Raw genomic sequence first — 14,027 nt, 5'->3', positions numbered from 1 at the left:
TGCTCGCCATGGGGCTCATGCTCTTGTGGGCCAACGATTTCCATGCGGTGTTCTGGGTCGCTGTTATCCCTGCGTTTTTGTGTGTGGCGCTGCTGATTTTTGGGATACGCGAGCCGACGCGGCCGGCAAGCGCCGTACGTACCAATCCCATCAGCCGCGTCAATCTTCGTCGCCTGGGTTCCGGGTACTGGTGGGTGGTCGGCATCGGTGCCGTGTTCACGCTGGCGCGCTTTAGCGAGGCGTTTCTGGTGCTGCGCGCGCAACAGGGTGGCTTGGGCTTGGCCTGGACGCCCCTGGTGCTGATCGGCATGAATCTGATCTACGCGGCCTGTGCTTACCCGTTCGGCAGACTCGCCGACAGGATAAGCCACACCACCCTGCTGGCCTGGGGTCTGGCGCTGTTGATGGTCGCTGACGCATTGCTGGCTTACAGTAACCAGTGGGGCTGGGTCTGGGCCGGGATTTCGATGTGGGGGCTGCATATGGCCATGACGCAGGGGCTGCTGGCCACCATGGTGGCAGACACCGCGCCCGACGATCTGCGCGGCACCGCTTACGGCTTCTTCAACCTCATGAGCGGCCTGGCCATGCTGGTGGCCAGCGCACTGGCTGGCTTGCTATGGGATCAGTGGGGAGCCTCTTATACTTTTGTGGCGGGCATGGTCTTCAGTGCGCTGGCGCTCGTTCTGTTGCGACTGCGGCCCGCCCTTGGCAATCCCGCATGATGTCCTGATTTGATCGAATCCGGTCCGCCCTCGGGTGGAATGTTGCCCGATTGACCGGCATGATGAAGACTCTGTTACAAAGGAGTCTCACCCATGAAAACCTGTCTGATCCTGATCGATGCGCAAGAGTCCTTCCGCCATCGACCCTATTTCACGGAGCGCGACCTGCAGGTCTATGCCGCCGCGCAGAACGCGCCGATCGAAAGCTGGGGCGACATTATGTTTCCAAACTAGCGTGCTAATCTAACCAACGACGGCGGCGCAAGTCAAAATTACTTGCACGCTGAAACATCAACTGTTGGCCCGTCTCAATTCAGCCACCCGCTTGGCGATGGCGTCCAAGTCGATGCTTTCTTCGGCATGCACAAGATAGGTTTCCAGGTCTTGCAGCGCGCGCCCGGAATTTCCCATTTCAGCCAGTGCCAGACCCCGATCCCGGTACTCGGCCCAGGCTTGCGGCAGCAGCACGATCAGCCGGTCTTGCACCGCGATCAATCGCGACCAGTCTTCCTGGCTGGTATGGATTTCCTTCAGGTTGCGCAACATCCGCGCAATGATGTCTCGCGGCGGTGCCACCTGCAGATAAAGCCCCAAGGGCACCTCAAATTCATCCACCAAACCACTGCGGCGCCGGAATGGTTCCAGGCGCTCTGCCAGATCTTCGCGGCTCAGCGACTGCCCGTCCAGCGGATCAATGACGACCTGCCCCTCGGGTAAATTGACTTTCAGCATGAAGTGACCCGGAAAGCCGACGCCCCGCGCCGCCAGGCCCAGACCCTGCGCCAATTCCAGCCACAGCACCGCCAAGGAAATGGGGATGGCGCGGCGGGTATGCAAAACAACACTCACATAGCTGTTGTCGGGATCGTAATAGTGGTTGACGTTGCCCGCAAAGCTCAGATCGCGAAAGAAAAACTGGTTCACGGCGCGCAGCTTCTGCAGAGGTCCGGCATCGGCCGGAATGCGGCGCCGCAATCTGGCGAGCAATTGATCGACTTCCCCCAGAACCTGCTGAACATCCAAATCAGGGTATTCATCTTGCGCCAGGCTGACAGCAGCCTCCAGCAGCGGGAAGTCTGTATCACTTTGCACCAGGATGGCGAAGTACGCCAGCGGGGTGGGCACTGTCAATGTCAGATTCATACAAACTACCTTCCCTTACAGATTCTGGCACGCCCGACTCAACGTCGCAGGAACTGCCGAAGTTTCAGGCCCGCCGCCCACAGCGCTACGAAATAAATAGCTGCTGACGCCACAAGGATAAGGGCCAGGAGCGAAATTCTCTTGATACTCTCGCTGCGCATCTGGGTCCAGTCAAAGGCGCCGTTGGCCCACATCAGGAAAATCAGCAGCAGGGCGCTCGCCGCTATCACTTGCAACACAAAAATACGCCACCCCGCTTCAGGCTTGTAACTGCCGCGCCAGAGCAGACCGCTAAGCAGCCAGACCGCATTGATCATGGCGCCAATGCCGATCGACAGCGTCAGCGCGGCATGCGCAAATATAGGCACCAAAGCGATATTGAGCAACTGCGTGATCACCAGCACAATGATGGCAATGCGAACCGGTGTTTTCGTGTCCTGACTGGCGTAGTAACCTGGCGCCAGCACCTTGATCGCCACAATTCCGATCAAGCCCACTCCCCAGCCCATCAGGGCATGGGTGATTTGCTGCACGTCAAATTCGGTGATCGCACCGTAGTGGTAGAGAACCGCCACCAGCGGCTTGGCAAAGGCGATCAGCGCCACCGCGCAGGGCACGGCCAGCAGCACCACCAGCCGCAAACCCCAGTCCAGCATGGCGGAATATTTCTCCGCATTGCCGGCCGCGCGCGCCAGCGCGAGTTGGGGCATCAGAACCACCCCCATGGCGACCCCGAGCATCGCGGTGGGGAACTCCATCAACCGGTCGGCGTAGGTAATCCAGCTGACACTGCCGGGTGCCAGATGCGAGGCAATTTGCGTGTTGATCAACATCGAAATATGCGCCACGCTCACACCCAACAGGGCGGGCCCCATCAATTTCAGAATGCTTTTGGTGTCGGGGTCGGCCCAAGCGGTGCGTAGCTCGCTCCAACGCAGGCCAATGTGCGGATTGAGCCCCAGCTTTCGAAGGGCCATCATTTGCACGCCCAACTGCAGTACGCCACCCAGCAACACGCCACCGGCCAAAGCGTAAATCGGCTCCAGGCCCAAAACCTTGAACCACGGCGCTCCAACCCAAGCCGCGGCAATCATGCACAGGTTCAAAAGTACCGGCGTGGCGGCAGGCACCGCGAAGTGCCTCCAGGTATTGAGGACGCCGGCCGCCAGCGCCACCAGCGACATGAAGGCGATGTAAGGAAACATCCAGCGCGTCATGACAACAGACACTTCGAAGCCATGCGGGTTCTGCTGCAAGCCACTCGCCATGGCCCACACCAAGGCAGGCGACCCCAGCACGCCGATGATGCTGATGCCCAGCAAGGCCCAGGCCAGCACCGTGGCCGCCCGGTCGATCAACACCTTGGTGGCGGCTTCGCCGCGCTGGGCTTTGGAGGCGGCCAGCACGGGCACAAACGCCTGGCTGAAAGCGCCTTCGGCAAAAAAACGGCGAAACAAATTGGGAATGCGAAACGCGACGTTGAACGCATCGGTCAAGGCACTGGCGCCAAAAGTCGACGCAATCAGGAGTTCGCGCACCAGACCGGTGATACGTGATACGAGGGTCAGCAGGGAGATAACAGAGGCGGATTTGAAAAGACTCACGACGCGAAGTGTAGCCGCGTCCGGCCCACGCCACAGGCGCACGCCGACCGCCGGTGCATAGCTGGTAGAATCGAAAGCTTTGCTGACAACATCCACAGACCCAAGGAACTATTTATATGGCATCTACCAAACCCAAGAAAAAGAACCCACGCCTGGCGTCGGGCCGTAAACGCGTCCGTCAAGACGTCAAAATCAACGCTGCAAACACCTCGCTGCGTTCCCAATACCGCACGGCGGTGAAGAACGTGGAAAAAGCGGTTATCGCTGGCGATAAAGCCAAAGCCACTGAGTTGTTTGGCAAGATGCAGGCCGTGGTGGACACCGTGGCTGACAAAGGCATCTTTCACAAAAACAAGGCCGCTCGCGACAAGAGCCGTCTGTCGACCAAGGTGAAAGCCCTGGCCGCGAAAGCAGCCTAACTTCAAGCCGCCTGATTTCAGGCAAATCGCACGCCTGACTCAATTCGTTGAGTTAAGCGCCGTTTGTAACGGGTGCGCTGTCAGCAAAGCATAAAAAGCCGTCGAAAGACGGCTTTTTTGTTGCCTGCCCGTGACGCGTACTCAGAGTGTCTTGGGCGCTGGCGCACCTTGCGAGACTTGCAGCTCGTTGTCTTTGGCAAAGTTCATGCAGAAATCCCATGCCATGACATCGTAGTCGCGCAAATCGCGATGAACGATCACGCATCGCACACCGTTGACGGTGGTGGGAATGCACCAGGGTGAATACCGCAGATGGCTGCCGGGATGCGGACCGCCAGGACGAAACGGGCTCATGACGCCCGCCAGGCGCTCAGCCCAGTCGCTGGGGCGAAAGGTCCGCCCACTCGGGGTGACACCCAGAATAAATATTTTTTTCGCAGAGTTGGAAACCATCGATCAGATGTCAGACAAGGTGTTTCGTCGGAATGTTGCGGTGCACCATAATTCTATCATGTCTTATATCTTATAGAAGACATAGGCTGGAGGCGCTAACGCATCACAGTGATGTTAAATTGTCAAAAACCAGCTGGGGTGATGCGCCTAAAATCACACTTCAACGGCCCAACTTTCGTTGGGCCGCCTTATTTTTTAGACCTTGAGGGATGGACCGCAAGCTAGGCCAATGCTTGAGCACGCGCTGTTCCCAACTGACTAATCCTGGAGTTTGAAATCATGAACGCCGCACTGCCCGTGACAAAAGTTGTTGCCACACCCTTCATTGAGGCTCAATCGCCCCACGTGATGAACACCTATAGTCGCGTGCCAATCGCCCTGTCGCACGGCCAGGGTTGCCGCGTATGGGATGTCAACGGTAAATCGTATCTGGACGCACTCGGTGGCATTGCCGTCAACACCCTCGGGCACAACCACCCCAAGCTGGTGCCGGCGCTGCAGGACCAGATTGCCAAAATCATCCACAGCTCCAATTACTACCATGTGCCGAATCAGGAGGTACTGGCGAAAAAGCTGGTCGAGCTGTCGGGCATGACCAATGTCTTTTTCTGCTCCACCGGCCTGGAAGCCAACGAAGCCGCCTTGAAACTGGCACGCAAATTTGGCCATGACAAGGGCATTGAGCGGCCCGAGATCGTGGTCTATGAAAAGGCCTTTCATGGCCGCTCCATCGCCACCCTGAGCGCCACCGGCAATCCGAAAATTCAGGCCGGATTTGGACCCCTGGTGGAAGGCTTCATCCGGGTGCCGCTCAACAACATCGAGAGTTTGAAACAGGCGACCGCCAACAACCCGAATGTGGTGGCGGTGTTTTTTGAAGCCATTCAGGGTGAAGGCGGCATCAACCCCATGCACATGGACTACCTCAAAGAGGTGCGCCAACTGTGCGATGAGCGCGACTGGCTGCTGATGATTGACGAGGTGCAAAGCGGCATGGGCCGCACCGGAAAATGGTTTGCCCATCAATGGGCCGGCATCAAGGCCGATGTCATGCCACTGGCCAAGGGCTTGGGCTCGGGCGTGCCAATTGGCGCGGTGGTGGCAGGCCCCAAGGCGGCCAATATTTTCCAGCCCGGCAACCACGGCTCCACCTTTGGTGGCAACCCGTTGGCGATGCGGGCCGGGATCGAGACCATTCGCATCATGGAAGAAGATGGTTTGCTGGACAACGCGGCGAAGGTGGGCGCGCACCTGGCTGCCGCCCTGGCCCAGGCGCTGTCCGCCGAACTGGCGACACACGGCGTCAAGGAGATTCGCGGCCAGGGCCTGATGATCGGTGTTGAGCTGGCCAAACCCTGTTCGGCGCTGGTGGGGCAATGTGCCGCCAACGGTCTGCTGATCAGTGTCACCGCCGATACCGTCATCCGGCTGGTGCCGCCACTGATAATGACCACGACGGAAGCGGACGAGGTGGTCAGCATCCTGTGTCCGCTCATCAAACAGCTCCTGTCTGCTGCTGCCTGATAGGCGCCAACTGATTCTCACTTTGCCATCCGAGTACCCGTCAATGAAACACTACCTGCAATTCAGCGACCTCGACGCCAGCGACTACGCCTACCTGTTTGAACGGGCAGCCCTGATCAAGAAGAAGTTCAAGGCCTACGACAAGCACCAGCCGCTGCTTGATCGAACCCTGGCCATGATTTTTGAGAAGGCCTCCACCCGCACCCGGGTGAGCTTCGAGGCCGGCATGTACCAGCTCGGTGGCAGCGTGGTGCACCTGACCACCGGCGACAGCCAGCTGGGCCGCGCCGAACCAATTGAAGACAGCGCCAAGGTGATCAGCCGCATGGTTGATCTGGTGATGATCCGCACTTACGAGCAAACCAAAATCGAGAGTTTTGCGGCGCATTCGCGCGTGCCGGTGATCAACGGCCTGACCAACGAATTCCATCCCTGCCAGATCCTGGCGGACATCTTTACCTATATCGAACATCGCGGCTCGATTGCGGGCAAGACGGTCGCCTGGGTCGGTGACGGCAACAACATGGCCAACACCTGGCTGCAGGCCAGCGAAATTCTGGATTTCAAAGTGCATGTCAGCACCCCCGGCGGCTACGAAGTGGACCAGTCCATCGCTGGCATCCGCTCGGCTGAGAGCTATCAGGTGTTCAACGACCCGATGCAGGCCTGCTCCGGCGCCGATCTGGTGACGACCGATGTCTGGACCAGCATGGGCTACGAGGCCGAGAACGAAGCCCGCAAGGTGGCGTTTGCCGACTGGTGTGTCGACGCCGAGATGATGCGCGTCGCCAAGCCCGATGCGCTGTTCATGCACTGCCTGCCCGCGCACCGGGGTGAAGAGGTGCAAGCCGACGTCATCGACGGACCGCAGTCGGTGGTATGGGACGAGGCCGAAAACCGGCTGCACGTGCAAAAGGCGCTGATGGAGTATTTGCTGCTCGGGCGGCTCTGAGACTTCGCGGGACAGACCAGCTCGGATTGCCGTCGAGCATTTGAAACAGGGGCCGAACAAGCCTGGCCGCAGAATGCGGCCAAACCGATGAGGCGATGGCGGCCCGTCAGGCCTATTTGTTCGCCGCCTTGTAGGCCTCAATGGCGCGGGCCAGATCGGCATTGCGTGGGTCTTCGCGCACGGCTTTGTCCAACTCAAACGCTGCAGTCCACCACTCCTTGGCGTCCATGGCCTTGCGGGCATTCACCAGGCGTTCGGCAATGCTGCCGCCAGCAGTGGATTGCTTCAATTGAGTCAAGGCGCTACGCCACCCGCTCCTTCCTATTGGCTGAATACGGCCCGGTCAATCCCTTGCCAATTTGTCGATGTTGGCCGGCGTGATTTCGGGGCTGTGAAGTTTGAGTTTTTCGTGGCTAAACTCAGACTGCTTGCGCGGACCGGCGCATGCCGATGAGCAGCACCACGACAAACACCACCGGCAGGAAAGAAGCGGTACTGACCTGGGCCAGCGTGACTGCCCCGAAGTACAGGTATTTCAAAGTTACCAACCAATCCATCGCTTGAATCGCAACCATGGCTTTGATCCAAGGTCGGGCCTGCTCTGGATGGCGTACCGCCATCACCATGCCGTAGCCGAAACCAAGAAAGCGTGCCGCCATCATGCCGAACAACCAATTTGCCCAGCCTGGTGCAGCGCTCAGACCCAAACTTTGAGCGGCTTGCTCGGGCACTGCCAAAAATGCGATCCCCAGCGTGAATTGAACGATGGCAATGAACCAAAGCGTCGCATTAAGCCATTTTGGAAAGCGGGATGTCATAATTTTTTCTCCATTGAAGTAAATGAAGATGCATCTTAAAATCATAACTTCCATAAAGGAAGTAGGTACTTTTTTGAAAGTATAAAAAATTCGATTGAGGTACGCTGCATGCTCGACAAAAAACTTGACCTATCGCTAGATACACACTGCGAATCACCATGCCCAGTGGCAAAAACGGCTGCTTTTATAGAAGGGAAATGGACCACGCGCATCATCCGTGACCTACTGCTGGGTAAGAAGCGTTTTTCAGAATTACAGCGTTCGCTCAGCGGCATCAGCCCCAAGGTACTGGCCGACCGCTTGAGGTTTCTGGAAGATCAGGGGCTGATTACCAAAACCATTTATCCCGTAGTCCCCCCCCACACAGAGTACGAACTTACGATGCGTGGCCACGGGTTGCGCGTCGTCATTGAGGCGATGGCGCAATTTGGGTCGTCCTTATGAAATTCAGCTCTGGTGCCAACAGCGCCGCCGCGCGGCCTGTAACCATCCATCGTTAAGGGCCACTGGAAGATCAACTCAAAAGTCAGTTCAACGCGGGCGTCAAGTCCCCTGCCTTGCCGCGCACACCCGGCAGCGCAGGCAGCTCGAAGCGCTTGCTGATGAATTTGAGAATGGAGGTGGTGTCGTATGAGGTGGAATCAATAAAACCGGTTTTGACGTGGGGGCCGATCAGCAAGGCAGGCACGCGCGAACCGGGGCCCCAGCGGTCGCCCCAGCCGGGGCCTTGGGGTGGGGGCACATGGTCCCAATAGCCGCCGTTTTCGTCATAGGTCACGATCACCAGCATGTCCTTCCATTGCGGGCTGGCGCGCAGCTTCTCCAGAACGCCGGCAATGTGGGTGTCGCCGGTCATGATGTCGGTGTAGGACGGATGCTGGGTGTCGCGCCCAGCCGGTTTGTAGAAGGACACGGCGGGCAGCGTGCCGGCGGCGATGTCTGCCATCAGATCCTCGCCGTCTTTGAGGTGCAGCGCGCGCTCTGGCGTGCCGGGGGCATAGCGGGCAAAGTAGTTGAACGGCTGGTGGTGCGGCTGGAAGTTGGGTGAATCGTCCGCGCGGTGGTAGATCACCCGGCGTTTGGCATCGGGCGCCTGCATGCCGTCTGCCAGCGCTGCGTTCCAGCCACCGGCGTACCAAGCCCAGGAAACGCCCTTGGCCGAGAGGGTATCGCCGATGGTCCTGGCGGTTTGCGGTGGCACAGGCTCGCCCGTCTCAACATGCCCAATCTTGAGGCCTTTGGGGTCGGCATGCGTGCGCGGTCCTTCCGCGGCGGGCGGGATGCCGCTGGGTTGGTATGGCGGCTGCGAGGTATTGACCGACCAGCCATCCAGCGTCACGCGTCCCCCCAGACTATTGCTCACAATCTGCACGGCCCCAACACTGGCGGAAGGCGAGCCCGCCCGTTTTTCAAGCTTGCCGTTGGCGTCCAGTCGCACACGCATGCTGACCGGGGCGCCGGCGTGCGCTGGCGTGCAAGCACAAATGAGCCATTGATGGTTCAGGTACGACCCGCCAAACGCGCCCTGAAAGAAGTTGTCCGCCAGCGTGTACTCCCTGGCCCACTGCCACAGCTTGAACTGGCTGCCGTCGTAGTGCCCCATGGTCCATCCCCCCACGGTGGACATGGCGGCGAACATATTGTTTTTGCCGCCATTGATCTGTTCCTGCTGGTAGAAATAGTCATGGATCGGGCTCGGCACGATCACAGTCGGCGGCCGGTTCACCGGGGGCGCATCAATGCGAAACGGCGCATTGGGCAAGCGCGGGTACCTGGCGTCCGGTTTGCCGTCCCGGCCAAACACCAGCAGTTCAGGCAGTGGCTTGCCATCGTGGTCCAGTTGCGTCTTCTGCTCCGAGGTCGCCTGGCTGATGCCGTTGGCACCGGGAAACAAGCCGTACAAATTGTCAAAGCTGTGGTTTTCAGCGTAGATCACCACGACGGTTTGAATGCCTTGCAGCTTGGCGCTGTCGCCTGTTGCTGCCGGTGCCGTTGCACAACCCGAAGCCAGGGCGCCCAGCAGTGCCGCGCCCCATGCGAGGCGGGCTGTACCGTATGAATTGAGATGAGACACGAGGATTTCCGGTACTTTTTTGTTGAGAACGTGCCTTATCAGGACCGACCCCGATAGAGCCAGGGCATGTCCAGCAAACGCTCGCCCAGCAATTTCATGGCCGCATCGCGCCCCCAGCGCAGCAGTCCGGTGGCATGAAATATCCGCCCGTTGCGAATGGCGCCGGCCTGCACTCGTGCGTTGCGTTGCCAGCGGCGCGCAGCGTAATGTTTCAACGCGTCAGGGACGTCCAGGCCGCCGGGGGCCAAGACCCGCCCCAATTCGTCGGAATCTTCAATCGCCATACCGGCGCCTTGTGCCAGATACGGCAGCATGGGATGCGCCGCGTCGCCCAACAACGCCACTCGGCCCTGCGCCTGCTCACGGGCGCCGCGCATCGGTGGGCGAATGCTCAAACCCCACAAGCGCCAGTAATCAATGGCCTGTACCAAGTCCTGTACGGGCGGGCAAGTGGCCGCCATGTTGCGCCGCAAGTCGGGGGCGTTGGCGCTGTGGTCCCAATTTTGAGGGTCCCCCAGTGTGCGACCGTGCACGACGGCCACCACATTGAGCCAATCGCCACCTCGCACCGGGTACTGCACCATATGCAACTTGGGCCCGAGCCAGGCCGTGATCTGCTGAGACCGCAAGCGCTCGGGCAAACTGCTTTGCCGCACCATCGCCCGATAGGCCAGATGGCCGGTGGCGCGCGGTGCGCCGTCGTTCAGCAACTGCTGTCGCACCTGGCTCCACAGGCCGTCGGCGCCGACCAGCAGCTCACCCCGCGCCTCGCGACCATCCACTGTGTGCAGCGCCACCCCCTCGTCGTGTTGCGCAAAGCGCTCCACCTCGCTGCCCACATGCAGCTGCACGCCGCCGTGCGGCTTCAACGCCGCGAGCAGCAAGCCATGCAGATCGGCCCGGTGAACCGTCGCGTAAGGCGAGCCGTAACGCGCCACGGCCGCCTCGCCCAGACGCAAGACACCCAGCTCGGCGCCCGACATCGCGCTGCGCACCTGCAGGCGCTGCGGAAACGCGGCAACGCCTGCCAACGCCTCTTTCAGGCCCCAGCCATGGAGCACATTCACCACGTTGGGTCCGAGCTGAATGCCCGCACCCACCTCGGTGAATACCGCTGAGCGTTCGAATAGCTCAACCTGAACCCCCACCCGGGTGCAGGCCAGCGCCGCCGCCAAACCGCCAATGCCGCCGCCAATGATTAAAGTCCGCTTTGTCATAAGCGTCTATTTTGCCGTCATCGCAGCTTCGCAATCACACCGGTTGGCAAAACCGCCATGAGTCGCGCCACCACCGCCCACGGCCAGCGCGGCACCGTGGCGCGCTCGACCTTTCGCTCGATCAAGTCCACCAGCAATTTACCGCCCTTCTCGACTGGAGTCACGAAGGGGCGGCTTTTGGCCGCCCGGTTAATCGGTGTATCGATGAAGCCCGGCGACAGCGTCGTGACCAGAATGGGGCTGTTGTGTGTCTCAGCCCGCAAAGACTCCAGATAGGTGCTCACCGCCGCCTTGGAGGCGCCATAAGCGCCACCGCCCGGCATGCCGCGAAAGGCCGCGACCGAGCTGATGCCGACCAGGTGGCCGTGCCCCTGCTCTCGAAAGCAATGCATGGCCGCCTCCACCGTGGCCATGAAGCCGATGACATTGGTGTTGATGATGTCACGCACCTTGGCAAACGGCAGCTTGCCGATAGCGCCATGGTGGCCGATGCCCGCATTGGCCACGACGATGTCGAGTGCGCCCAGTTGCGCGCGGGCGTTGGCAAAAACCTGGGCAACCGAAGCGTCATCGGTCACGTCCAGTGCCGCGACGAACACCGGGTCGGCACCCTCTTTTTCCAGCTCGGCCTGCAACGCCTTGAGCGCGTCCAGGCGACGGGCGGTGAGTGCCAGCCGGTAGCCACGCCGTGAAAACTCGATCGCCATCTGGCGCCCCAGGCCGGACGAGGCGCCGGTGATGAACACGCTTTTTCCAGCGCCTGCTTGAAGACTCATGGTGGGTACCCGCTGGTTGGTGGCCGCATTGGAAGAAAAACCTGACGATTGTGCATTGTTGATAGCCCGGCCATCGACCTGTATTGTGCGCATTCCTTGCGAGCATCCTGTTCTGTCGCTATGCTCCATTTTTTTGGAAGGTCCCGCATGCAAAGCAAAACCGCGCAAGACTTTGATCAGGAATTGCTGATTTTGTTTGATGCCTATGTGCACGGCATCATCGACCGGCGTGGTTTTCTGGAAGGAGCCAAAAAATTTGCGGTGGCGGGCATGACGGCGGGCATGCTGCTCACCGCGCTCAGTCCGAATTTTGCACAGGCACAGCAAGTCACCCCTGACGACAAGCGCCTCAAGACAGAGCGTGTGGCCTACCCTTCACCCTCCGGCTCTGGAACGGTCAAAGGCTATTTGGCCCGACCGGCCAATGCCACCGGGCCGCTGTCCGCCATCCTGGTGATTCATGAAAATCGCGGGCTCAATCCGCATATCGAGGACATCGTGCGGCGTCTGGCGCTGGACAACTTCATGGCCTTCGCCCCTGACGCGCTCACGCCCCTGGGAGGCTATCCAGGCGATGAAGACCAGGCGGTCAAACGCTTTGCCCAACTCGACCAGAGCAAAACCATCGAAGACTTTGTCGCCGGCGCGGGCTATCTGAAAAACCGGGCTGACTGCAACGGCCAACTCGGCACCGTGGGTTTTTGCTACGGCGGCGGCGTGGTGCATAGGCTGTCCACGCGCCTGCCCGGGCTCAATGCGGCCGTGTCCTTCTATGGCAACCATCCCGCGGCGGCGGACGCCGCCAAAGTCAGGACGCCGCTGCTGATGCACTTCGCCGGTATCGATGAGCGTATCAATGCCTCCTGGCCCGCCTACGAAGCGGCGCTCAAGGCGGCGGGTGTTCGCTACACGGCCTACCTGTACGCGGGCACCCAGCACGGTTTCAACAACGACACCACGCCCCGCTTTGACGCGGCCAGCGCCAAACTTGCGTGGGAGCGGACCCTCGCATTCTTTAACCAAAACCTCAGAGGGTCGTAGCACCTCGGGGCGCCCACTGGCACGCATGCGGTGTCAGTACGAATGCTTGCGTGGTATTTTCGGGTGGTCCGCCAATTGGCAGGCACGGCGGTAGGCCTGCAGGGTTTTCTGGGCCAGGCCCAGCACACTGTCATGGGCATAGGCGCCTGCCGCACCCGCCATACCGGATGCGTATCCGGTGAGCAGCGCCACGCCTTCGGTGACGTGTTCCGCCGTGTAGATGTGAAACAAACCCTTATCTACCGCCGCCACCAGCTTGCGCTCCAGCATCAGGTGCCGGCGGTTACGGTAGGGAATCAGCACCCCCTGCTTGCCATCCAGGCCAGCCGTTTCACAGATGCGAAAGTAGCCCTCAATTTTCTCGTTGATCCCGCCCACCGGCAACACTTCGCCGTGCAGGTTGACCGCGCCAGTGACCGCAATGCCCTGCTTGAGCGGCAGGCCGGACAGCGACGACAGCACCGCATAGAGCTCGGCGCATGATGCCGAATCGCCCTCGACACCGTGGTACTCCTGCTCGAACACTATGGACGCATTCAGTGCCAGCGGTGCGATGTGGGCGAACAGCGCGGAAAGATAGCTGTGCAGTATGAGAACCCCCTTGTCGTGGATCGGGCCGGACATTTCCACTTCGCGCTCGATGTTGAGCAAGCCCTCGTTGCCGGCATAAGTGCGCGCTGTCACCCGCACCGGAAAACCAAAGCGGTAGTCCCCCAAATCGATCTGCGTCAGGCCGTTGAGCTGGCCTGTTTTCTCGCCATACAAAGTGATCAGCCGGTCACCGTCCGTGATGGACTCCTGCAGGCGCTGGTCCGGGTAGTCATGGCGCAAGTTGCGCGCCTGCAATGCGGCCTCGACGTCGGCGGCGTCTACCACGGTGCCCGCGCGTGCCTTGCAGACGGCGGCGCTTTCCATCAACAGGGCCTCGGTTCGGGCGAAGATAGCGCTCTGGCGCGACTGGTCATCCACGTCACGGTGCGAGTCCTCCAGCAGGCGCACCACGGCTGAAGCGGAAAAATGCGGCAAACCCATTTTCTTGCAGGCGTGAGCCACAAAAATAGCCGAGGCACCATAGGTTTGTGCATTCGCCGAAAAACTCTCGGCAAAGTCCACCTTGACCCGAAAGCGGCGGGCAAACTCGGGGTCCGCCTCCTGCAATTCATAGTACTGCTCGACGGAGCCGATCAGCACAATCTTGACATCCACGTCCACCGCCTCGGGCTCCAGTGACACCGAGGCAATCGGCGCGATGACCGGGCCCGGCTCTTCGATCTGCAAGCG

The 14,027-nt window shown here is 60.2% G+C and carries 15 protein-coding genes and 1 pseudogene; 7 read left to right on the top strand and 9 right to left on the bottom strand.

Annotated features, from left to right (window positions below; genetic code table 11):
* Both B3V69_RS19965 and B3V69_RS19960 read left to right on the top strand, forming a co-directional pair.
* Positions 1-725 (top strand): MFS transporter (locus B3V69_RS19965; protein ID WP_296449343.1); only part of this gene is annotated, 725 nt, incomplete at its 5' end.
* A gap of 93 nt (positions 726-818) precedes the next feature.
* Positions 819-929 (top strand): annotated as a pseudogene (locus B3V69_RS19960) (cysteine hydrolase); the annotation flags it as partial.
* 87 nt (positions 930-1,016) lie between these two features.
* Here B3V69_RS19960 and B3V69_RS19955 read toward each other — a convergent pair.
* Together B3V69_RS19955 and murJ are read right to left on the bottom strand one after the other, a co-directional pair.
* Positions 1,017-1,868, bottom strand: coding sequence for a SirB1 family protein (locus B3V69_RS19955; protein ID WP_296449340.1), 852 nt, complete (start codon positions 1,866-1,868; stop codon positions 1,017-1,019).
* Positions 1,869-1,906: 38 nt separating this feature from the next.
* Positions 1,907-3,472, bottom strand: a complete 1,566-nt coding sequence (gene murJ, locus B3V69_RS19950) for a murein biosynthesis integral membrane protein MurJ (protein WP_296449336.1) — start codon at positions 3,470-3,472, stop codon at positions 1,907-1,909.
* A gap of 116 nt (positions 3,473-3,588) precedes the next feature.
* Here murJ and rpsT point away from each other — a divergent pair, with 116 nt between their 5' ends.
* Positions 3,589-3,891 (top strand): 30S ribosomal protein S20, encoded by a 303-nt coding sequence (gene rpsT, locus B3V69_RS19945; RefSeq protein WP_296449333.1) that lies wholly within the window; start codon positions 3,589-3,591, stop codon positions 3,889-3,891.
* A gap of 141 nt (positions 3,892-4,032) precedes the next feature.
* Here the strand turns inward: rpsT and B3V69_RS19940 are convergent, their stop codons facing one another.
* Complete coding sequence (locus tag B3V69_RS19940) at positions 4,033-4,344, bottom strand: DUF3579 domain-containing protein (RefSeq protein ID WP_296449330.1); 312 nt, start codon at positions 4,342-4,344, stop codon at positions 4,033-4,035.
* Positions 4,345-4,623: 279 nt separating this feature from the next.
* Between B3V69_RS19940 and B3V69_RS19935 the strand changes: the two genes are divergently transcribed.
* On the top strand, positions 4,624-5,868 hold the full coding sequence (locus B3V69_RS19935; RefSeq protein ID WP_296449327.1) for an aspartate aminotransferase family protein: 1,245 nt from the start codon (positions 4,624-4,626) through the stop codon (positions 5,866-5,868).
* A 43-nt stretch (positions 5,869-5,911) separates the two neighbouring features.
* Positions 5,912-6,820: an ornithine carbamoyltransferase gene (argF, locus tag B3V69_RS19930; protein WP_296449325.1), complete on the top strand. Its 909-nt coding sequence runs from the start codon at positions 5,912-5,914 to the stop codon at positions 6,818-6,820.
* Positions 6,821-6,932: 112 nt separating this feature from the next.
* Here the strand turns inward: argF and B3V69_RS19925 are convergent, their stop codons facing one another.
* Complete coding sequence (locus B3V69_RS19925) at positions 6,933-7,118, bottom strand: hypothetical protein (protein ID WP_296449323.1); 186 nt, start codon at positions 7,116-7,118, stop codon at positions 6,933-6,935.
* A gap of 121 nt (positions 7,119-7,239) precedes the next feature.
* The gene (locus B3V69_RS19920) at positions 7,240-7,692 is read right to left on the bottom strand and encodes a hypothetical protein (RefSeq protein WP_296449320.1); all 453 of its coding nucleotides are present in this window, start codon (positions 7,690-7,692) and stop codon (positions 7,240-7,242) included.
* Between the two features lie 54 nt (positions 7,693-7,746).
* Between B3V69_RS19920 and B3V69_RS19915 the strand changes: the two genes are divergently transcribed.
* Positions 7,747-8,082 (top strand): winged helix-turn-helix transcriptional regulator, encoded by a 336-nt coding sequence (locus B3V69_RS19915; protein ID WP_296449317.1) that lies wholly within the window; start codon positions 7,747-7,749, stop codon positions 8,080-8,082.
* 82 nt (positions 8,083-8,164) lie between these two features.
* On the opposite strand, the gene acpA is transcribed toward B3V69_RS19915, so the two are convergent.
* The 3 genes from acpA to B3V69_RS19900 are packed head-to-tail and all read right to left on the bottom strand — an operon-like array spanning position 8,165 to position 11,705.
* Positions 8,165-9,712 (bottom strand): acid phosphatase, encoded by a 1,548-nt coding sequence (gene acpA / locus B3V69_RS19910; RefSeq protein ID WP_296449314.1) that lies wholly within the window; start codon positions 9,710-9,712, stop codon positions 8,165-8,167.
* Between the two features lie 38 nt (positions 9,713-9,750).
* A complete protein-coding gene (locus tag B3V69_RS19905) occupies positions 9,751-10,929 on the bottom strand; it encodes an FAD-dependent monooxygenase (RefSeq protein WP_296449312.1) in 1,179 nt (392 codons plus the stop codon).
* Positions 10,930-10,946: 17 nt separating this feature from the next.
* Complete coding sequence (locus B3V69_RS19900; RefSeq protein WP_296449309.1) at positions 10,947-11,705, bottom strand: SDR family oxidoreductase; 759 nt, start codon at positions 11,703-11,705, stop codon at positions 10,947-10,949.
* 147 nt (positions 11,706-11,852) lie between these two features.
* On the opposite strand from B3V69_RS19900, the gene B3V69_RS19895 reads away from it, so the two are divergent.
* Entirely contained in the window at positions 11,853-12,746 is an 894-nt protein-coding gene (locus tag B3V69_RS19895; protein ID WP_296449306.1) for a dienelactone hydrolase family protein, read from the top strand.
* A 33-nt stretch (positions 12,747-12,779) separates the two neighbouring features.
* Here B3V69_RS19895 and B3V69_RS19890 read toward each other — a convergent pair.
* Positions 12,780-14,027, bottom strand: a 1,248-nt coding sequence (locus tag B3V69_RS19890; RefSeq protein ID WP_296449303.1) for a Lon-insertion domain-containing protein, incomplete at its 5' end; no start/stop codon positions are given.

It is taken from the genome of Rhodoferax sp. UBA5149, assembly GCF_002413825.1.
Taxonomy (GTDB): Bacteria; Pseudomonadota; Gammaproteobacteria; order Burkholderiales; family Burkholderiaceae_C; genus Rhodoferax.
The sequence above is the reverse complement of the archived record's forward strand: the minus strand, read 5'-3'. Positions and strand labels throughout refer to the sequence as shown.